Annotated in this window: 17 protein-coding genes and 1 pseudogene; 9 read left to right on the top strand and 9 right to left on the bottom strand. The window is 66.3% G+C overall.

Annotated elements, in window-relative coordinates:
• Positions 1–14: 14 nt before the first annotated feature.
• The 6 genes from L0U81_RS12890 to L0U81_RS12865 form a co-directional block, all read right to left on the bottom strand.
• Entirely contained in the window at positions 15–590 is a 576-nt protein-coding gene (locus L0U81_RS12890; RefSeq protein WP_233803206.1) for a DUF2946 family protein, read from the bottom strand.
• Positions 583–1,635, bottom strand: a complete 1,053-nt coding sequence (locus tag L0U81_RS12885; RefSeq protein ID WP_233803205.1) for a hydrolase — start codon at positions 1,633–1,635, stop codon at positions 583–585. Before L0U81_RS12885 ends, L0U81_RS12890 begins: the two co-directional genes overlap by 8 nt.
• A 60-nt stretch (positions 1,636–1,695) precedes the next feature.
• Positions 1,696–2,142 (bottom strand): nuclear transport factor 2 family protein, encoded by a 447-nt coding sequence (locus L0U81_RS12880; protein ID WP_233803203.1) that lies wholly within the window; start codon positions 2,140–2,142, stop codon positions 1,696–1,698.
• A 167-nt stretch (positions 2,143–2,309) separates the two neighbouring features.
• Positions 2,310–3,335, bottom strand: a complete 1,026-nt coding sequence (gene waaF / locus L0U81_RS12875; protein WP_233803201.1) for a lipopolysaccharide heptosyltransferase II — start codon at positions 3,333–3,335, stop codon at positions 2,310–2,312.
• A gap of 237 nt (positions 3,336–3,572) precedes the next feature.
• Entirely contained in the window at positions 3,573–3,767 is a 195-nt protein-coding gene (locus L0U81_RS12870) for a zinc-finger domain-containing protein (RefSeq protein WP_008920434.1), read from the bottom strand.
• Positions 3,768–3,821: 54 nt separating this feature from the next.
• Positions 3,822–4,745 carry a branched-chain amino acid transaminase gene (locus L0U81_RS12865; protein WP_233803199.1) on the bottom strand — a complete coding sequence of 308 codons (924 nt, stop codon included), beginning with the start codon at positions 4,743–4,745 and terminating at the stop codon, positions 3,822–3,824.
• A gap of 226 nt (positions 4,746–4,971) precedes the next feature.
• Here L0U81_RS12865 and L0U81_RS12860 point away from each other — a divergent pair, with 226 nt between their 5' ends.
• The 9 genes from L0U81_RS12860 (at position 4,972) to L0U81_RS12820 (ending at position 14,577) form a co-directional block, all read left to right on the top strand.
• Positions 4,972–5,727 carry an AzlC family ABC transporter permease gene (locus L0U81_RS12860; RefSeq protein WP_233803197.1) on the top strand — a complete coding sequence of 252 codons (756 nt, stop codon included), beginning with the start codon at positions 4,972–4,974 and terminating at the stop codon, positions 5,725–5,727.
• Positions 5,724–6,047: an AzlD domain-containing protein gene (locus L0U81_RS12855; RefSeq protein ID WP_233803195.1), complete on the top strand. Its 324-nt coding sequence runs from the start codon at positions 5,724–5,726 to the stop codon at positions 6,045–6,047. The genes L0U81_RS12860 and L0U81_RS12855 overlap by 4 nt, the downstream gene beginning before the upstream one ends.
• Positions 6,048–6,314: 267 nt before the next feature.
• Positions 6,315–7,508 (top strand): phosphoglycerate kinase, encoded by a 1,194-nt coding sequence (locus L0U81_RS12850; protein ID WP_233803193.1) that lies wholly within the window; start codon positions 6,315–6,317, stop codon positions 7,506–7,508.
• Between the two features lie 406 nt (positions 7,509–7,914).
• Complete coding sequence (gene pyk, locus L0U81_RS12845; RefSeq protein WP_233803191.1) at positions 7,915–9,351, top strand: pyruvate kinase; 1,437 nt, start codon at positions 7,915–7,917, stop codon at positions 9,349–9,351.
• A gap of 187 nt (positions 9,352–9,538) precedes the next feature.
• The gene (fba, locus tag L0U81_RS12840; protein WP_090801723.1) at positions 9,539–10,603 is read left to right on the top strand and encodes a class II fructose-bisphosphate aldolase; all 1,065 of its coding nucleotides are present in this window, start codon (positions 9,539–9,541) and stop codon (positions 10,601–10,603) included.
• A gap of 145 nt (positions 10,604–10,748) precedes the next feature.
• Positions 10,749–11,639 carry a phosphoribosylaminoimidazolesuccinocarboxamide synthase gene (locus L0U81_RS12835; protein WP_233803189.1) on the top strand — a complete coding sequence of 297 codons (891 nt, stop codon included), beginning with the start codon at positions 10,749–10,751 and terminating at the stop codon, positions 11,637–11,639.
• Between the two features lie 57 nt (positions 11,640–11,696).
• The gene (purE, locus tag L0U81_RS12830) at positions 11,697–12,215 is read left to right on the top strand and encodes a 5-(carboxyamino)imidazole ribonucleotide mutase (protein ID WP_018421699.1); all 519 of its coding nucleotides are present in this window, start codon (positions 11,697–11,699) and stop codon (positions 12,213–12,215) included.
• Between the two features lie 105 nt (positions 12,216–12,320).
• A complete protein-coding gene (locus L0U81_RS12825; RefSeq protein WP_233803188.1) occupies positions 12,321–13,517 on the top strand; it encodes a 5-(carboxyamino)imidazole ribonucleotide synthase in 1,197 nt (398 codons plus the stop codon).
• Between the two features lie 10 nt (positions 13,518–13,527).
• A complete protein-coding gene (locus L0U81_RS12820; RefSeq protein ID WP_233803187.1) occupies positions 13,528–14,577 on the top strand; it encodes an L-threonylcarbamoyladenylate synthase in 1,050 nt (349 codons plus the stop codon).
• Positions 14,578–14,723: 146 nt separating this feature from the next.
• Here the strand turns inward: L0U81_RS12820 and L0U81_RS12815 are convergent, their stop codons facing one another.
• The 3 genes and pseudogenes from L0U81_RS12815 to dacB all read right to left on the bottom strand — a co-directional run bounded on the left by L0U81_RS12815 (position 14,724) and on the right by dacB (position 18,269).
• Positions 14,724–15,938: an SGNH/GDSL hydrolase family protein gene (locus L0U81_RS12815; RefSeq protein WP_233803185.1), complete on the bottom strand. Its 1,215-nt coding sequence runs from the start codon at positions 15,936–15,938 to the stop codon at positions 14,724–14,726.
• Positions 15,939–16,108: 170 nt separating this feature from the next.
• A pseudogene (locus L0U81_RS12810) lies at positions 16,109–16,438 on the bottom strand (sterol desaturase family protein); the annotation flags it as partial.
• A 190-nt stretch (positions 16,439–16,628) separates the two neighbouring features.
• On the bottom strand, positions 16,629–18,269 hold the full coding sequence (gene dacB, locus L0U81_RS12805) for a D-alanyl-D-alanine carboxypeptidase/D-alanyl-D-alanine endopeptidase (protein WP_233803183.1): 1,641 nt from the start codon (positions 18,267–18,269) through the stop codon (positions 16,629–16,631).
• Between the last annotated feature and the right edge of the window lie 40 nt (positions 18,270–18,309).

Genomic DNA, 18,309 nt, shown 5'->3' with positions numbered 1-18,309 from the left:
CGCCGGTGCGGGCGTCAGACTTGCGCCGCCGGGCTCGCGACGAAGCCAAAGCGCGCGGCCACCTGATCGCGTCGCACGCTTTGCAGCGGCAACGTGACCTGCACGCTCCAGTGGAATGCGCCGCTCAACGAGCCATCGTCGGCGAGCGTTGCGTGGTCGCAGAAGATCTCGAGGTCGTGATCATGCAGGACGGCGATGCGCGCCGGCTGCGAGTGATCGGCGAACAGAATGCCGCCATCTTCATCGACGAACACCTCCGCCGGTTCGAACGCGCCGCCGCTCTGGTCGTGCAACGCGAGCGTCCCATTCGTGTCCGCGGATAACCTGACCACCCACGGCGTATAACCCAGCTCGACATAGACACGCTGCGGCCCGTTCTGGAAAAACCATTGCCCGCGCTCATCGGCCTCGTAGTTCCGGTTGATGAAGCCAAGCAGCGCTTCGTGCCGGATCGGCGCGCCGGGCGCGCCGATCGCCTGGGCCGCTTCGTCGCGCATGCGCCAGTTGCCGCGCCGATCGAGCATCAGCCAGCCGGTGCAGCTCGGCACGTTCGGCCATTTGGCCAACGACTGTTTGACGATGTCATCCATGATCGACGTGCCGCTCCAGATAGCTGAACACGCGCCGCGACAGCCAGTCGATGCGGCCCGGGAACGGCCCGGTCATGAAGCCCGCATGGCCGCCTTGTTCCGGCTGATAAAGCTCGACCGCCGCCGACACCTCATGCCGCGACGGCAGCGCCTCGGCCGGCAGGAACGGGTCGTTGCGGGCGTTGAGCACGAGCGTCGGCACCTGAATGTGCGGCAGCAGCGGGCGGGTGGTCGCGCTGCTCCAGTAGTCGTCGGTATTGCGAAAGCCGTGCAGCGGCGCGGTCACGACGTTGTCGAATTCGTACATCGTGCGGCTCGCGAGCATCGCGTCGCGGTCGAACAGGCCCGGGTACTGCTCGAGTTTCTGGTTGGCCTTGTGCTTCAGCGTCTTCAGGAAGCTGCGCGTGTAGACGAGACCAAAGCCCTGCGACAGCGCGCGGCCGCCCGCATGGACATCGATCGGCGTCGAAATCGCGGCGGCGGCCGACACCACCTGCGCCGCATCGTTTTGTCGCTCGCCGAGCCAGCGCAGCAGCACGTTCCCGCCGAGCGACACGCCCGCCGCGACCACCGGCCCGCGATGCGCGGCGCGCAGGCGGCGCAGGATCCAGTCGGCCTCGTTGCTGTCGGCGAGATGGTAGAAGCGCGGCAGCCGGTTCAGCGGACCGCTGCAGCTACGAAAGTGCGGCACTACGCCGTGCCAGCCGTATTCGCGCGCGGCGGCCATCAGCGTAGCCGCGTAGTGCGATGACGAACTGCCTTCGAGTCCGTGAAACAGCACGAAGAGCGGTGCGGTATCGGTGGGTGGGCTATCGTGCGCGACCCAGTCGAGATCGATGAAATCGCCGTCGGGCGTGTCCCAGCGCTCGCGTCGAAACGATACCGCGGGGCGGCGCGCGAACAGCGACGGGACGATGGTCTGCGCATGCCGGTTCGGCAGCCACAGGGGCGCGCGGTACAGCAGCTCGACGGTCGGCTCGACGGCGGCCGCCACCCTGGCGGGGGCCGTACTGGGGGAAGCGGGTCTATCGGGCGTCGAACTCATACCGGCGGAAAAGCGAGAAAGCGAAAAAGCGTGAACCTGAAGCTTCAGCGGTGCCGCGCGTCAGTGCAGCGGGCCCTGGCCATGCCGCATCTTCGTCGCGAACTGGCTGGCGGTCTCGTTCGGCATCGGGCTCGCGTGAATATGCGCAATGCGCCATTCGCCGCGTTCGTGGACCATCACGTAGGTGGTGAAAACCATCGTGGGCATGGCGGTCGGGTCGGCCGGGCGATGCGCTTCGGCAATTGCATAGACGACGGTGCCGAGGCTGTCATAAACGCGGATGTCGAGCGGCTCGATCGACACCGGCATCGCTTCGAGCTGGGCCTGCAAGCCATTGCGGATGCTCTCGAGACCGTGCAGATGCGAGCCGTCCGCGCAGATGCAGCTGACGAACTCCTCGTCGATCCACAAGCCCATCAAGCTGTCGATATTGACCTCGGCGACGGCCTGATAGTAGGCGTTCAGGGTATCGGCGGCGGCTTCGAAGATATGGGCAAAACGTGGCATGGCTCGTCAGTCTCTTGTGCGCGGCGCGCGGTTGCGGGTCTGCGGTAGCGGGACGGTCCAATGCGCCGGACCCTCGCTCCCCGGCGTCAGCTTGCCCGCGCCGCAAGGCGCGAACATGACGCGACGCGCTCGGGGGCGTGCGGTGTTGCGTGCAAGTACCAGTTTGCTCAGCGCTGCGCGAGCAGCATGCCGCGCAAATCGCCGAAAACCTGCTCGGCGCTCAGCTGCTTCAGGCAGTTCAGATGACCGAGTGGGCACTCACGCTCAAAACAGGGGCTGCATTCGAGATGAAGCCATTGTACCTTTGCGAGCTCGGACAAGGGCGGCGTGTGGCGCGGATCGGTCGATCCGTAGACGGCCACGAGCGGACGGCGCAGCGCCGCGGTGACGTGCATCAGGCCGGAGTCGTTGGTGACGACCGCATTGGCCCGCGAGATCAGCGCACAGGCCTCGCCGAGCGCAGTCTGGCCGCACAGGTTGCGCACGTTCGGCGCTTTCTCGGCGATCGCCTGCGCGAGCGGCGCGTCTTTCGGCGAGCCGAGCGCGACGATCTGCGTGTACGGGAACGACTGGCCGACCATCTGCGCGAGCGACGCGAAGTGCTCGGGCGGCCAGCGCTTCGCGGGACCGTACTCGGCGCCGGGGCAAAACACCAGCAGCGGCACGCGCGTATCGAGATTGAAGCGCGCCGACACGCGCGACGCCTCGTTCAGATCCGTGTCGAGGCGCGGCATCGCCAGATCCTCGGGGACCTTGGCGCCGGGCGCGTAGGCGAGGGCGGCGTAGTGGCCGACCATCGGCGGACGTTCGTCCTTGCGCGGATTCGCGTGACGCACGTTCAGCACGCCGTAGCGGCTCTCGCCGGTGTAGCCGATGCGCAGCGGAATGCCCGCCAGCCACGGAATCAGCGCCGACTTGAACGAGTTCGGCAGCACGTAGGCCGCGTCGTAGCCGACGTCGCGCAGATCGCTCGAGAGCTGCCAGCGGCGCAGCATCTGCAGTTTGCCGTGCGCGAGATCGGTCGCGTAGACGTCGCGGATTTCCGGCATGCGTTCGAGCACGGGGGCGACCCAGCTGGGCGCCACCGCGTCGATGACGATGCGCGGATGCAATTTCACGAGGCGCGCAAACAGCGGCTGCGCCATCAATGCGTCACCGATCCAGTTCGGTGCGATAACCAACGCGCGACGCATCAGAGTGAGTGTCCGGTGTCGATAACGAGTGCCGCGCGCGCTGCGCGTGGCACTCGGATTGGTAAAAGGGGAAAGCGGAAAACCGCGCGGCGCGAGGCCGTTTGCCCACCTGCACCGCGATGACGATGCGGGCGGCAACGTGGCCGCGCGGCTCGAGCCTGCGTCGCGGCGGGCGCGTGGTCCGAACCCCGCGCCTCGTGCCGCCCAAGCCGGCTCAGAACCGCTCGATGAGCCGGATCAATGGCCCTTGATCACTTCGCCGTCGCGCAGCTTGTAGCGCGTGCTGCAGTACGGGCAACGCGCTTCGCCGTGCGACACATCGATGAAAACGCGCGGATGCGCGCTCCAGCGCGGCATGGCCGGGTTCGGACAATACGCCGGCAGATCTTTTGCCGACAGTTCGACCAGCGGCATTTCCTTGATTTCGCTCATGAGTCTTTCTCGTTGTATGCGGGGTGCTTCCTGGAGTTTCGCTCGGACGTTCGCTCAGATCTTCGTGAGCCAGTTCGCGTATTTCGCGTTCTTGCCGTTGACGACGTCGAAGAAGGCGGACTGCAGCTTTTCGGTGATCGGGCCACGCGCGCCAGCACCGATCGTGCGGTTGTCGAGCTCGCGGATCGGCGTGACTTCGGCTGCCGTGCCGGTGAAGAAGGCTTCGTCGCAGGTGTAGACCTCGTCGCGCGTGATGCGCTTTTCGATCACCTGCAGGCCCATGTCGCGCGCCAGCGTGATCACGGTGTCGCGCGTGATGCCGTCGAGGCACGACGACAGGTCCGGCGTGTAGAGCTTGCCGTTGTTGACGAGGAAGAAGTTCTCGCCCGAGCCTTCCGACACATAACCGTCGACGTCGAGCAGCAGCGCTTCGTCGTAGCCGTCGGCGACCGCTTCCTGGTTCGCGAGGATCGAGTTCACGTACCAGCCGGACGCCTTCGCGCGCACCATCGACACGTTCACGTGATGGCGTGTGAACGACGACGTCTTCACGCGGATGCCCTTGGTGATGCCGTCTTCGCCCAGGTACGCGCCCCACGGCCACGCCGCGATCGCGACGTGAATCGTGTTGCCCTTGGCCGACACGCCGAGCTTTTCCGAGCCGACCCAGATGATCGGGCGCAGATAGCACGAATCGAGCTTGTTCTCGCGGACCACTTCGCGCTGCGCGGCGGCGAGCGTTTCATGGTCGAACGGCACGTCCATCTGGAAAATCTTTGCCGAGTTCAGCAGGCGCTTGGTGTGCTCCTGCAGGCGGAAAATCGCGGTGGCGCCGTCGGCGGTCTTATAAGCGCGCACGCCCTCGAACACGCCCATGCCGTAGTGCAGCGTGTGGGTGAGCACGTGGATTTTGGCAGCGCGCCAGTCGATGAGCTTGCCATCCATCCAGATCTTGCCGTCGCGGTCGGCCATTGACATACGGTTCTCCAGCAGGTGCGTTATGAGGTGCGGCCATGAGCGCAGGACATAGCCGGGAGCGCTATTTTAGCGTCTTTTGCCCACACAACGGGCGTTGGGGCGCAGCCCGGACGCTATAATCCAGCGCACGCATAAATCAAATCCGGATGCGCCGGCGGGTGGCCTCGCGACCCGCCGCCGACCGGGCCTTCCCGACGGCGTTCCTTGCGCCCGTACCCTTCGCCCGATGCTCGCTCGACTGTCCGATACCGATCGCCGCGCTTTTCGTGAAGGCGCGCGCGCCTATGCCCCCACGTTGATGGCGATTTTTTCGTGGGGCCTCGTCACCGGGATCGCGATGAGCAAGTCCGTGCTCACGCTGCCGCAGGCGCTCACGATGTCGCTGCTGTGCTATGCCGGCTCGTCGCAGCTGGCGGTGCTGCCGCTCCTCGCCGCGAAACTGCCGGTGTGGACCGTGCTGCTGACCGCGGCGGTGGTCAACACCCGCTTCGTGATTTTCAGCGCCGGCCTCGCGCCCCATTTCTCGTATCTGCCGATGTGGCGGCGCATCGTGCTCGGCTATTTCAACGGCGACGTGATCTATCTGCTGTTCGTGAAGAAGAGCTTTCCGACCGGCTACATGCCGGGCAAGGAGGCGTACTTCTGGGGCATGGCGGTGTCGAGCTGGCTGTCGTGGCAGGTGTCGTCGATCATCGGCATCCTGCTCGCGAGCCTGATTCCCAACAACTGGGGACTCGCGCTCGCCGGCACGCTCGCGCTGTTGCCGGTGATGGTGTCGGCGATCGCCACGCGCTCGACGCTGGTCGCGGTCAGCGTGGCCGGCATCGTGGCGCTGCTCGCGCTCGATCTGCCGTACCGGCTCGCGCTGCCGCTCGCAGTGGTCGCGGCGATCGTCGCCGGCAGTGCGGCCGACCTGATGATCGAGCGCGCCGACCTGCGCCGCATCCGCGCCGTGAGCGATCCCGCCGGAGACTCGCGATGACCTCCACGCAAATCTGGCTCGCCATTTTCGGCATGACCTTCGTCACTGCGTTCACGCGCGCGCTGTTCCTGATCGGCGGCGAGCGCACGGTGCTGCCGGCGCGCGTGCAGAAGATGCTGCGCTATGCGCCGGCGGCTGCGCTCGCCGCCGTGGTGGTGCCCGAGGTGCTAACGACGCCCACCGGGCTGTCGCTCGCGACCTCCAACCATGAGCTTTACGCGACGCTCGCCGGACTCGGCTGGTTTTTGTGGCGGCGCACCATGCTCGGCACGATCGTGACCGGAATGGTCGTGTTCACGCTGATGCGGGTCTTCCTGTGACCGTCCGGCCGTCGATGCTGCGCCGCGACATCGATGGCCCGGCGATCAAATACGCGACATTCGCTGCGCCGCGGGTCGGCAGGTCGTTTGGATCAGTTAAAATGGCCCTTTCCGGGTTGAGCGTGCCGCAGCAAGGCGCCTAGTGTCGCGGCCGGCCGCCGGCGCCCGATCCCGCGGAGCCGTTGGGCCGAAGCGCTGGAGTTCGCCGCGTATCGCCCCCGCGCGCAGTCCGTCACCGCCTTCTCATCAACTCGCATACTCAAGCCCATGAACAAGGTATTGCGTCTCTCCGACCTGATCGCCGAAGGCAAGCTGTCCGGCAAACGCGTGTTCATCCGCGCCGATCTGAACGTGCCGCAGGACGATCAAGGCAACATCACCGAAGACACCCGCATCCGTGCCTCCGTGCCGGCCATCAAGGCCGCGCTCGACGCCGGTGCCGCCGTGATGGTCACCTCCCACCTTGGCCGTCCGACCGAAGGCGACTTCAAGCCGGAAGATTCGCTCGCGCCGGTGGCGAAGCGCCTCGCCGAGCTGCTCGGCCGCGAGGTGCCGCTCGTCGCGAACTGGGTCGAGAACGGCGTGAACGTCGCGCCGGGCTCGGTCGTGCTGCTCGAAAACTGCCGCGTGAACAAGGGCGAAAAGAAAGACTCCGACGAGCTCGCGCAGAAAATGGCGAAGCTCTGCGACGTCTACGTGAACGACGCATTCGGCACCGCGCACCGCGCCGAAGCGACCACGCACGGCATCGCGAAGTACGCGCCCATCGCGTGCGCGGGTCCGCTGCTCGCCGCTGAACTCGAAGCGCTCGGCAAGGCGCTCGGCGCGCCGAAGCGTCCGCTCGTGGCGATCGTCGCGGGCTCGAAGGTGTCGACCAAGCTGACCATCCTGAAGTCGCTCGCGGAGAAGGTCGACCAGCTGATCGTCGGCGGCGGCATCGCCAATACGTTCATGCTCGCGGCCGGCCTGAAGATCGGCAAGTCGCTCGCCGAAGCCGATCTCGTCAGCGAAGCGAAGGCGATCATCGACGCGGCCAAGGCCCGCGGCGCCTCGGTGCCGATCCCGACCGACGTGGTCACCGCCAAGGAGTTCTCGCCGACCGCGAAGGCCGAAGTGAAGGCCGTCGCCGATGTGCAGGACGACGACATGATCCTCGACATCGGTCCGGACACGGCCAAGGCGCTCGCCGCGCAGCTCGAGAAGGCCGGCACGATCGTGTGGAACGGCCCGGTCGGCGTGTTCGAGTTCGACCAGTTCGGCAACGGCACGAAGACGCTCGCGGACGCGATCGCGCGCTCGGCGGCATTCTCGATCGCAGGCGGTGGCGACACGCTCGCGGCGATCGCCAAGTACGGCATCCACGACCAGGTCAGCTACATTTCGACGGGCGGCGGCGCGTTCCTCGAGTTCCTCGAGGGCAAGAAGCTGCCGGCGGTCGAAGTTCTGGAATCGCGGGCATAACGTGGCGACGCGCTCTCCATCGGTGAAATCGACGAAGGCGCGCGGCGCGAAAGCGCCGCGCGGTGACGCGGCAGCACCGGCAGGGGAGCGCACGACACGCGCGGCCGCTGCGGCGGCAGCAACGGCCGGACAGGATGCGGCTGCTGAGGTGCTCGTAGTGCCTGCAGCCGCCGAAGCGGTACAACCGCCGACGGCACCAACCGATCCCACCCAGCCGGATCAGCCTTCCGGCAAGCAGGACAACCCATCTCCGGCGCGCGAGGCGCCGGTCTCGAATACCACATCACTCCACAAAGCGACATCGGCCACAGCCGGCGCGCGCCCCCTGGCAGCATCTTCCGATGCGCAGACTCCGCACCAGACTCGCAGCGCTCTTTCCAGCGATCCTATCCAGACGAGGAGACTCATGCATCGCGCCACCAAGATTGTCGCTACTATCGGACCGGCTTCCAGCACGCCGGAAATCCTGCTGCAAATGATGCAGGCGGGACTGGACGTGGTGCGGCTCAATTTCTCACACGGCACCGCCGACGACCATCGTCAGCGCGCCGAATTCGTGCGCGAGGCGGCCCGCCTGACCGGCCGCGAAGTCGCCATCATGGCCGACCTGCAAGGCCCGAAGATCCGCGTCGGCAAGTTCGAGAACGGCCGCACGACGCTCGTCGCCGGCAATCCGTTCATCCTCGACGCGCAATGCGAGCTCGGCAACGACGAGCGCGTCGGACTCGACTACAAGGATCTGCCGCGTGACCTGAAAGCGGGCGACGTGCTGCTGCTCAACGACGGCCTGATCGTGCTTGGCGTGCAGCGCGTGATCGGCCAGGAGATCCACACGGTCGTGAGGATCGGCGGCGAGCTGTCGAACAACAAGGGCATCAACCGCCAGGGCGGCGGCCTGTCGGCGCCCGCGCTGACCGCGAAGGACATGGAAGACATCCGCACGGCGATGTCGCTCGGCGTCGATTACATCGCGGTGTCGTTCCCGAAGAACGCGACCGACATGGAAATGGCCCGCCAACTCGCGAACATCGCCGGCGCGCCGTACGGCATCAAGCCGAAGATGATCGCGAAGATCGAGCGCGCGGAAGCGATTCCGGCGCTGCAGGGCATCCTCGACGCATCGGACGGCATCATGGTCGCGCGTGGCGATCTGGCCGTGGAAGTGGGCAATGCCGCGGTGCCGGCGCTGCAAAAACGCATGATCCGGATGGCGCGCGAGTCGAACAAGTTCGTGATCACAGCGACGCAGATGATGGAGTCGATGATCCACGCGCCGGTGCCGACCCGCGCGGAGGTGTCGGACGTCGCGAACGCCGTGCTCGACGGCACCGACGCGGTGATGCTGTCGGCGGAATCTGCGGCGGGCAAGTACCCGGTGCAAACCATCGAGGCCATGGCCGCGATCTGCGTCGAAGCGGAAAAGTCCGAGCAGTCGGAACTCGACAAGGATTTCCTCGACCGCACGTTCACGCGGATCGACCAGTCGATCGCGATGGGCGCGCTGTTTACCGCTTATCACCTTGGCGCCAAGGCCATCGTCGCGCTGACCGAATCGGGCTCGACCGCGCTGTGGATGTCGCGCCACTGGACCCACGTGCCGATTTTTGCGTTGACGCCGCGCGTCGGCAGCGAGCGCGCGATGGCGCTGTACCGCAATGTGACGTCGCTGCATCTGGACACCAACACCGATCGCGACACCGCGCTGCAGCAGGCGCTCGAAACGGTGGTCCGCAAGGGCTACGCGTCGCACGGCGACATGGTCGTGCTGACGGTCGGCGAGCCGATGGGGCAGGCGGGCGGCACCAATACGTTGAAGATCGTGCGGGTTGGTGAACCGTACTGATCAGGCTGGACTGCCCGATCGGCACAGGCTGGATTGAGCGAAGCAGGCCGGCGCAACCCGCACGGTCCATGTGCGACGGCGCACCAAAGCGCCGGCGTCAGCGCGGGAACGCTACCTGCTTCGCGATAAAATCGCCGCAAAAGATGCCGACGGCAAAAGAATTCGTTTCAATCTAAGGAGTTTGAGCATGCCTCTCGTATCAATGCGTCAACTGCTGGACCATGCCGCGGAAAACGGCTACGGCCTTCCGGCATTCAACGTGAACAACCTGGAGCAGGTGCAGGCGATCATGGCCGCGGCCGACAAGGTCAACGCCCCGGTCATCATGCAGGCGTCGGCCGGCGCGCGTAAGTACGCGGGCGAGCCGTTCCTGCGTCATCTGATCGAAGCGGCGGTCGAGTCGTATCCGCACATCCCGGTCGTGATGCACCAGGACCACGGCCAGTCGCCGGCGGTGTGCATGGCGGCGATCCGCAGCGGCTTCACGAGCGTGATGATGGACGGTTCGCTCGAAGCCGACGGCAAGACGGTCGCATCGTACGAGTACAACGTCGAAGTGTCGCGCAAGGTCGTCGAAGCGGCGCACTCGATCGGCGTCACCGTGGAAGCGGAGCTGGGCGTGCTCGGCTCGCTCGAAACGATGAAGGGCGACAAGGAAGACGGCCACGGCGCCGAAGGCACGATGACCCGCGAGCAGCTGCTGACCGATCCGGAGCAGGCCGCCGACTTCGTCAAGCTGACCCAGTGCGACGCGCTGGCCATCGCGATCGGCACCTCGCACGGCGCCTACAAGTTCAGCAAGAAGCCGACGGGAGATATCCTCTCGATCCAGCGCATCAAGGAAATCCACCAGCGCATTCCGAACACGCACCTCGTGATGCACGGCTCGTCGTCGGTGCCGCAGGAGCTGCTCGCGGAAATCCGCGAATTCGGCGGCGACATGAAGGAAACCTACGGCGTGCCGGTCGAGGAAATCCAGGAAGGCATCCGTCACGGCGTGCGCAAGGTCAACATCGACACCGACCTGCGCCTGGCGATCACGGGCGCGATCCGCCGCTACATGGCGACCAACCCGGGCAAGTTCGATCCGCGCGATTACCTGAAGCCGGCGCGCGAAGCCGCGATGAAGATCTGTATCGACCGTTACATGCAATTCGGCTGCGAAGGCCAGGCTGGCAAGATCAAGCCGGTTTCGCTTGATAAAATTGCGGAGAAGTACAAGTCGGGCGAGCTCGCGCAAGTCGTCCGCTAAGCTGTAGTTTTGGCTCCGCGCCTGGCCGCTCGCTTAGCCGATTGGCCAGGTTGTCGTCCGATCGCCGTTCCCGCATCATCGGGGGAACGGCGTTTCCCTTTTGTTCCGGTCACATTTTTTGCCCCACTTTTAGCGAACCACGACGATGTCTACCCTCTACGAATCCACGCTCCGCTCGCTGCCGCTGCTCGGCCGCGGCAAAGTCCGCGACAACTATGCGGTGGGCAACGACCAGTTGCTGATCGTCACGACCGACCGTCTGTCGGCGTTCGACGTGATCATGGGTGAGCCGATTCCGAACAAGGGCCGCGTGCTCAACGCGATGGCTAACTTCTGGTTCGAGAAACTGCAGCACGTGGTGCCGAACCACCTGACGGGCGTGGCGCCCGAGTCGGTGGTCGCACCGGACGAAGTCGAGCAGGTCAAGGGGCGCGCGGTGGTCGTCAAGCGTCTCGAGCCGATCCTCGTCGAAGCGGTGGTGCGCGGCTATCTGGCCGGCAGCGGCTGGAAAGATTACCAGGCCACCGGTTCGGTGTGCGGCGTGCAACTGCCGGCGGGTCTGCAGAACGCGCAGAAGCTGCCCGAGCCGATCTTCACGCCGGCCGCCAAGGCCGAGATGGGCCACCACGACGAAAACATCACCTATGACGAGATGGAACGCCGCATCGGTACCGAGCTGTCGGCCACGATCCGCGACATCTCGATCCGCCTGTACAAGGAAGCTGCAGACTATGCGGCGACGCGCGGCATCATCATCGCCGACACGAAGTTCGAGTTCGGTCTGGACAACAACGGCAAGCTGTACCTGATGGACGAGGCGCTCACGGCGGATTCGTCGCGCTTCTGGCCGGCGGACCAGTACCAGGTCGGCACGAACCCGCCGTCGTTCGACAAGCAGTTCGTGCGCGACTGGCTCGAAACCCAGCCGTGGAAGAAAGAGCCGCCGGCGCCGAAGCTGCCGGACGACGTGGTCGTGAAAACGGGCGAGAAGTATCAGGAAGCGCTCGAGCGCCTGACCGGCCACAAGCTCGACTGATCTGATCGCGCGCGCCGTGTCTGGCGCGCATCGCAGGGAAACAAGGAAGCCGTAAAGATGAGTGAAGCACAAACCGCCCATACGCATGATGCGCCGGTTGTCGGCGTATTGATGGGCTCCAGTTCCGACTGGGAAGTCATGAAAAACGCCGTCGCGATTCTGCAGGAATTCGGCGTGCCGTATGAAGCGAAGGTCGTGTCCGCGCACCGTATGCCCGACGAAATGTTCGCCTATGCTGAAAGCGCGCGCGAGCGCGGCATTCGCGCGATCATCGCGGGCGCGGGCGGCGCGGCGCATCTGCCGGGCATGCTGGCCGCGAAGACCACGGTGCCGGTGCTCGGCGTGCCGGTCGCGAGCAAGTACCTGAAGGGCGTCGATTCGCTGCATTCGATCGTGCAGATGCCCAAGGGCGTGCCGGTCGCGACGTTTGCGATTGGCGAGGCGGGTGCCGCGAATGCGGCGCTGTTTGCGGTGTCGCTCCTGTCCGGCACGAGCGCCGAATACGCGGACAAGCTCGCCGCATTCCGTGTGCGCCAGAACGAAGCGGCTCACGCGATGGTGTTGCCGGCGCTGTAAGCGCACCGATTGTTTTTTTACGACGTCTCCTGTCCGACCCCCGGCCGGATGCCCGCCGCTCGCACTGAGAGCGCGACGCGTATCCGGCCGCGACCGACCACCAAGATGAACCCTGACAACACACCGGTTTCACCGATTCTGCCCGGCGCATGGCTTGGCATGGTCGGTGGCGGCCAGCTCGGCCGCATGTTCTGCTTTGCCGCCCAGGCGATGGGCTATCGCGTCGCCGTGCTCGATCCGGACGAAACCAGCCCGGCGGGCGCGGTCGCCGACCGCCACCTGCGCGCGGCCTACGACGATGAAGCGGCGTTGACCGAACTCGCGCGGCTGTGCGCGGCGGTGTCGACCGAATTCGAGAACGTGCCGGCCGCGAGCCTCGACTTTCTCGGCAAAACCACGTTCGTGAGCCCGGCGGGGCGGTGCGTCGCCGTTGCCCAGGACCGGATCGCCGAGAAGCGTTTTATCGCGTCGTCGGGCGTGACGGTTGCGCCGCACGTCGTGATCGAGTCGTCGGACGCGCTTGCGGCGCTGGGCGATGCCGAGCTCGAAGCGGTGCTGCCGGGCATTCTGAAAACGGCGCGCATGGGTTACGACGGCAAAGGCCAGGTTCGCGTGCGCAACGCCGAGGAAGTGCGCGAGGCGCATGCGTCGCTCGGCGGCGTGCCGTGCGTGCTCGAGAAGCGCTTGCCGCTGAAGTTCGAGGTGTCGGCGCTGATCGCGCGCGCGGCGAGCGGGGCGTCGGTCGTCTATCCGCTCGCGCAGAACACGCATCGCCACGGCGTGCTGTCGCACACCATCGTCCCCGCGCCGGACGCGACGCCGGCGCTCGTGCAGCAGGCTCAACAGGCCGCACTGCAGATCGCCGACAAGCTCGGATATGTCGGCGTGCTGTGCGTCGAGTTCTTCATTCTCGAAGACGGCTCGCTCGTCGCCAACGAAATGGCGCCGCGCCCGCACAACTCCGGCCACTACACGGTCGACGCCTGCGCAACGAGCCAGTTCGAGCAGCAGGTGCGCGCGATGACCAGCATGCCGCTCGGCGACACGCGCCAGCATTCGCCGGCGGTGATGCTGAACATCCTCGGCGACGTCTGGTTCCCGGACGGTCCGAAGCGCGCGGCGGTCACGCCGCCGTGGCAGGAGGTCGCCGCGATGCCGGCTGCACGCCTGCATCTGTACGGCAAGGAAGAGGCGCGTTGCGGCCGCAAGATGGGCCACGTGAACTTCACCGCGCCGACGCTCGAATCAGCCCGCACCGCGGCGCGTGATTGCGCGCGGCTGCTGCACATTGCTACCAGCTGACGCGCTCGCCATGCCGGATCAACAGAAACCCGCCGAGGACGCTACCCACGCGTTGCCCGTCAGCGACGAGCAGATCGAGCGCGCGGCGGCCTTGCTCGATGCCGGTGGGCTGGTCGCATTTCCGACGGAGACCGTCTACGGCCTCGGCGGCGATGCCGAGAACCCGGACGCGGTCGCGCGCATTTACGCGGCGAAGGGGCGGCCGGCCAACCATCCGGTGATCGTGCATCTCGCGCCGCATGGCGATCCGAACTACTGGGTCGAGTATCTGCCGGCGGACGCGCAGCGCCTGATCGACGCGTTCTGGCCGGGACCACTCACGCTGATCCTCAAGCGCGCCGCGCGCATTCCGGCGGCGGTCAGCGGCGGCCAGGATTCGGTGGGGCTGCGCTGCCCGTCGCATCCGGTCGCACAGGCCTTGCTCGAAGCGTTCAGCGCGTTGCGTGGCGGGCATGGCGGCGTCGCTGCGCCGTCGGCGAACCGCTTCGGACACGTGAGCCCGACCACCGCACAACATGTACGCGACGAGTTCGGCAGCGCGATTCATGTGCTCGATGGCGGCGCGTCGGATGTCGGCATCGAATCGACGATTCTGGATCTGTCGCGCGGCTTTCCGGCGCTGCTTCGGCCGGGTCGCGTGACGCCGCAGGATATCGCCGACGTGCTCGGCGAGGCGCCACGTCTGCCCGACGGCTCGGATGCGACCGCACCGCGCGCGTCGGGCACGCTGAAGGCGCATTACGCGCCACGCACGCCGCTCGCGCTGCTGCCGTTCGGCGAGCTCGAGCCGCTGCTCGCGGTGCGCGAGGCGGGCGAGCGCGTCGCGCTGGTTGCGCGCGCATCGCGTGCGGGCCAGTGGGCCGATGCAGAGGGCGTGCATTTCGTCGCCGCGCCGGAAGATCCGCACGTCTATGCACGCGAGCTATACGGCTTGCTGCGCGCGCTCGATCGGGCGAACGTCACGCGGATTCTGATCGAGAAGCTGCCGGACACGATCGAATGGATCGCGGTCAACGATCGGCTCGGGCGCGCGGCGGCGGCTTTCGAAGCGCAGAACTGACGCACTCGGCGCGCGGCGCTGCGTCGCGAGGCCACCGGAAAAAGATAAAGGCCCGGCTCGTTCAACGAGCCGGGCCTTTTGCCATCTGGGCAACCTTGGCTCCGCGGGTTTGCTGTCAATACAGCTACCCCGCGGCCAACAACGCGTTACTTCCCAAGCCCGCTCGCAGCGATCTGCGACTCGACCTGCTGCGCGAACAGCGCCCACGTATGCGTGGTCGGATGCACGTTGTCCGCGAACACGTAGCTCTGGTCAGCACCGGCCACCGTGTAGGTCTGCGGCGAGCAGAACAGAGACGACCCGAACGCGCTGCCCCACGACGCCGCCGTCTGGCCCGATGCGAGCACGCTCGGATTGGCCGTCGCGTACGCGGTCGCGGCTGTGGCCATCGACGTCAGGTTACATGCAGTGCCCGTATTCGACACGGTGAAGCCGAGCGACTGGTAGTTCGCCAACGTCTGGTCCAGCCACGCATACGAGTCCACGTAGATGACCTGCGAGGTCGACCCGAGTCCTTGCTTCAGCACGCCGTTGTAGAGTTGGACGAGGCCGTCGATCAGCGCCTGGCCTTGCGTGCCCGCGGCGACACCTTGCGGCGTCTTCGCGATGTCCGGCACGTTCGACACCACCACATGCGTCGCGCCCGCGTTGACGACCTTCACCACCGTGGCGGCGAACGTGCTCGCCGCGGTGGTGATCGCAGCCTGCGCGGCGGCCTCGGCATTCAACGTCGCGGTGGTGGCCGCCGCCTGCGCGCCGGCCGCGTCGCCGCCTGCGATCGCTGCCGCCGCCGCTGCCGGGCCGGCAGCCGAGACCGCTTGCACCCAGTAGAAGATATCGTTCGCGCCGCCGTTGATCAGCACGAGCTGGTTCGAATTGAAGCTGTTGTTGTGCGCGGCCAGATACTCGTTGACCTGCGTGGTGATCGGCACCGTGGTCGCGGCCATGTTGTTCGTCGCGTAGCCGATGCCCGGCTGCAGATCGACACGTGAGCCACCCTGTGCGTAGCCGAGACCGCCCGCCGCGGTGAGGGGCGCGCCGAAGCCGCCGACATACGCGGCGGTGAGCGTGCCACCGTAGTACTCGGCAATCTTTTGCGTCCAGACTTCGCCCGGATTCGTCGTGAAGCGGCCGCCGCCCGTGCCGACGTTCGCCTGGACCGACGGCTGGTAGGTGCCGACATCCGACAGGCTGTCGCCGAACGACACGACCTGCAGCGTGACGCCCCCCGACGGCGTGCTGCTCGAACTATTGTCGCTGCTGCCACCGCCGCACGCCGCGAGCGCGGCGAACGCTGCGCTCGCCACGGCGATCTGCGTGACGCGCATCCATTGCTGTTTTTTCGAAGCGGTTTGATTCATGTTGACTGCATCTCCTCGTATGTGTGGCCCTTGATGCCATGTGTTGCAGGCGGCGTCCGACGCGTCGGCGGCGTGACGACAGCTTGCAGAATCTTCTACGGCCTGCGTGAGGTCCGAAGCACGATCATATGATTTGGGTTCAAGCCTGATTGTTCGGCGGTGGTCTTGCTCACCCAGCGCACCCGATGACTGCAGCGATGAAACACGTAATAGAGCGGATCCTGCGCGACGAACAGTACAACGACCGACAGCCACGTCACCGGCCAGGTATGAGCGCGGCAATGTTCGCAGAAAAAAGCGTAGACAGGAATGATCGCGAGCCACGCGAGCTTGTCGGCGGCCTGTCGCATCAGCGCGAGCGCGGTGTTGCACAGCGTGTCGCGCCGGCTATAAAGCCGCTTGGCCGGGCGCGTGCGGCTCACGTGCCACGCCTCCCAGCCGATGCAGGCAAGAAAGACGGGCGCCATAGCGAGCAGCAGCAATTCGGCATCGAATTGCATCGTGTCTCCCTTCCTGGTCCCTGACCGCCGCGCGGTACGCGGCGGGTGGTGTCGTTATCGTTCGTGCGGCTCGCGCGGTCTGAACGACCGGGCGCCCTGCACGCCAAGCGCGTGATGTCGTGCGCCGCATGCTGCCCGACAGCGTACACGGTTAGCAGCTTGCCGCGCGCTGCATCGCTAGAAGGAATACTCAGTGGGCGACGTGCCTGCGCGGGTTTTTCCTGGGCCTCTCGCGCGCTTCCCCGATGGGCGCGGAGACCTTCGTGAAGCCCTGCGACGGGCCGTCGTACACCCATTCGAGCAGCGCGTCGTGCGCGGCGCGCGCGGCTTCCGAATGCGGATCGTTGATCAGGCTGACGACGATGTAGCTGTTGCCGTCGGCCGACGCGACGTAGCCGGCGATCGCACGCACGTCGCGCAGCGTACCAGTCTTGATGTGCGCGTTGCCGCCCGCGCCCTGGGTGGTCAGGCGGTTGCGCATGGTGCCGTCGACACCCGCGATCGGCAGCGAGTCGACGAACACCTGCGCGACCGGACTCGCGTTCGCGCGTTGCAGAACATCGGCGAGCGCGAGCGCGGTGATGTGCTCGTCGCGAGACAGGCCCGAGCCGTTGTCGAGCGTCAGGTACTCGGTGTTCAGGCTGTCGCGCTGCAGAAATGCTTCGACCGCGCGCGCGGCTTTGTCGGGCGTCGCGGGCGGCCTTTCCTCGGCGGCGCCGATCGTCAGGAACAGGTTGCGCGCCATCGTGTTGTTGCTGAACTTGTTGATGTCGCGAACGATGTCCGACAGCATCGGCCCCTCGTGGGTCGCGACGAGCTTCGCGCCGGCCGGTACCGCGCCTTCGCGGGTCGTGCCGGTGAACGTGCCGCCGGTTTGCTGCCACAGCGCGAGAAAGCCGCGCACGAAGAACGTCGAGTGATCGAGCACGGCGATGTTGATCGTACGTGCATCGCAGCGCACCGGAAAGTCGCCGGTGAACAACGCGTCGATCGTGCCGTCGGGCTGCGGCGTGACGGTCGGCGTCGGCAGCTCGCCGCGGCACGGGCCGTTCGTCGCGCGCAGCTGGTTGTCGATGCGCAGCTGCGCGAGTGCCGGCAGCACGTCGATCGCCACGGTGCCGTCCGGCGATGGCGTCAGCGTGAACGACAGCGATTTGAACGCGTACAGCAGCGGATCGGGGCCGACGTTGTACGGCGCGTTGACGTCGTCGTCGAACGCGGGGAGCTCGCGCGTTGACGGATCGAAGTACCGCTTGTCGAGTACGAGCGCACCGTCGATACCGTTGATGCCCGCCTTGTGAATTTTCTGCACGAGGTCGATCAATTCTTCGGGCACGAGCTTGGGGTCGCCGGTGCCCTGGATGTACAGATTGCCATGCAGCACGCCGCTCGCGTCGAGCGTGCCGTCGGCGTATGCGGTGGTGCGCCAGCGGTAGCCGGGCCCGAGGATCGACAGGCCCGAGTAGGTGGTGACGAGCTTCATCGTCGAGGCGGGCATCATTGGCTTGCCGGCGTTCAGCGCGACGATCGGCGTGCGGTCGCCGACCTTTTCGATGACCACGCTGATCGACGACAGCGGCACGTGCGCGCGCGCCAGACCGGCCATCACCGGCTGCGGCAGGACCGTCGTGACGTTGACACTCGGATGCACGGCCTTGACGCGCGCCGCTGCGGCCTGCGGCAGCAGCGCGCTCGCACCGAGCGCGGCGGCGAAGAGCCACACGGTCGCGCGCGGCAAGAAGCGCTGAGGCATGAAGGCTGCGCGATTGAACATACGGCGCGGACGCAGCGCCACACGGCGTACGACGGAAGTCAGAAAAGCGTGCGTCATGAACGGGTGAACAGGCAAACGGACGAGCGGGATTTCAGGG

The organism is Paraburkholderia sp. HP33-1, from assembly GCF_021390595.1.
Taxonomy (GTDB): domain Bacteria; phylum Pseudomonadota; class Gammaproteobacteria; order Burkholderiales; family Burkholderiaceae; genus Paraburkholderia.
This window is presented reverse-complemented; position numbering and strand designations above follow the sequence as displayed.

What these genes read in the sequence shown, in the direction of transcription:
- L0U81_RS12885 (WP_233803205.1), bottom strand. Translation starts at nt 1,635, where the DNA reads ATGAGTTCGACGCCCGATAGACCCGCTTCCCCCAGTACGGCCCCCGCC.
- dacB (WP_233803183.1), bottom strand. Translation starts at nt 18,269, where the DNA reads ATGACGCACGCTTTTCTGACTTCCGTCGTACGCCGTGTGGCGCTGCGT.
- L0U81_RS12825 (WP_233803188.1), top strand. Translation starts at nt 12,321, where the DNA reads ATGAACCCTGACAACACACCGGTTTCACCGATTCTGCCCGGCGCATGG.
- purE (WP_018421699.1), top strand. Translation starts at nt 11,697, where the DNA reads ATGAGTGAAGCACAAACCGCCCATACGCATGATGCGCCGGTTGTCGGC.
- L0U81_RS12870 (WP_008920434.1), bottom strand. Translation starts at nt 3,767, where the DNA reads ATGAGCGAAATCAAGGAAATGCCGCTGGTCGAACTGTCGGCAAAAGAT.
- L0U81_RS12880 (WP_233803203.1), bottom strand. Translation starts at nt 2,142, where the DNA reads ATGCCACGTTTTGCCCATATCTTCGAAGCCGCCGCCGATACCCTGAAC.
- L0U81_RS12815 (WP_233803185.1), bottom strand. Translation starts at nt 15,938, where the DNA reads ATGAATCAAACCGCTTCGAAAAAACAGCAATGGATGCGCGTCACGCAG.
- L0U81_RS12835 (WP_233803189.1), top strand. Translation starts at nt 10,749, where the DNA reads ATGTCTACCCTCTACGAATCCACGCTCCGCTCGCTGCCGCTGCTCGGC.
- L0U81_RS12865 (WP_233803199.1), bottom strand. Translation starts at nt 4,745, where the DNA reads ATGTCAATGGCCGACCGCGACGGCAAGATCTGGATGGATGGCAAGCTC.
- waaF (WP_233803201.1), bottom strand. Translation starts at nt 3,335, where the DNA reads ATGCGTCGCGCGTTGGTTATCGCACCGAACTGGATCGGTGACGCATTG.
- L0U81_RS12890 (WP_233803206.1), bottom strand. Translation starts at nt 590, where the DNA reads ATGGATGACATCGTCAAACAGTCGTTGGCCAAATGGCCGAACGTGCCG.
- L0U81_RS12860 (WP_233803197.1), top strand. Translation starts at nt 4,972, where the DNA reads ATGCTCGCTCGACTGTCCGATACCGATCGCCGCGCTTTTCGTGAAGGC.
- pyk (WP_233803191.1), top strand. Translation starts at nt 7,915, where the DNA reads ATGCATCGCGCCACCAAGATTGTCGCTACTATCGGACCGGCTTCCAGC.
- L0U81_RS12855 (WP_233803195.1), top strand. Translation starts at nt 5,724, where the DNA reads ATGACCTCCACGCAAATCTGGCTCGCCATTTTCGGCATGACCTTCGTC.
- fba (WP_090801723.1), top strand. Translation starts at nt 9,539, where the DNA reads ATGCCTCTCGTATCAATGCGTCAACTGCTGGACCATGCCGCGGAAAAC.
- L0U81_RS12850 (WP_233803193.1), top strand. Translation starts at nt 6,315, where the DNA reads ATGAACAAGGTATTGCGTCTCTCCGACCTGATCGCCGAAGGCAAGCTG.
- L0U81_RS12820 (WP_233803187.1), top strand. Translation starts at nt 13,528, where the DNA reads ATGCCGGATCAACAGAAACCCGCCGAGGACGCTACCCACGCGTTGCCC.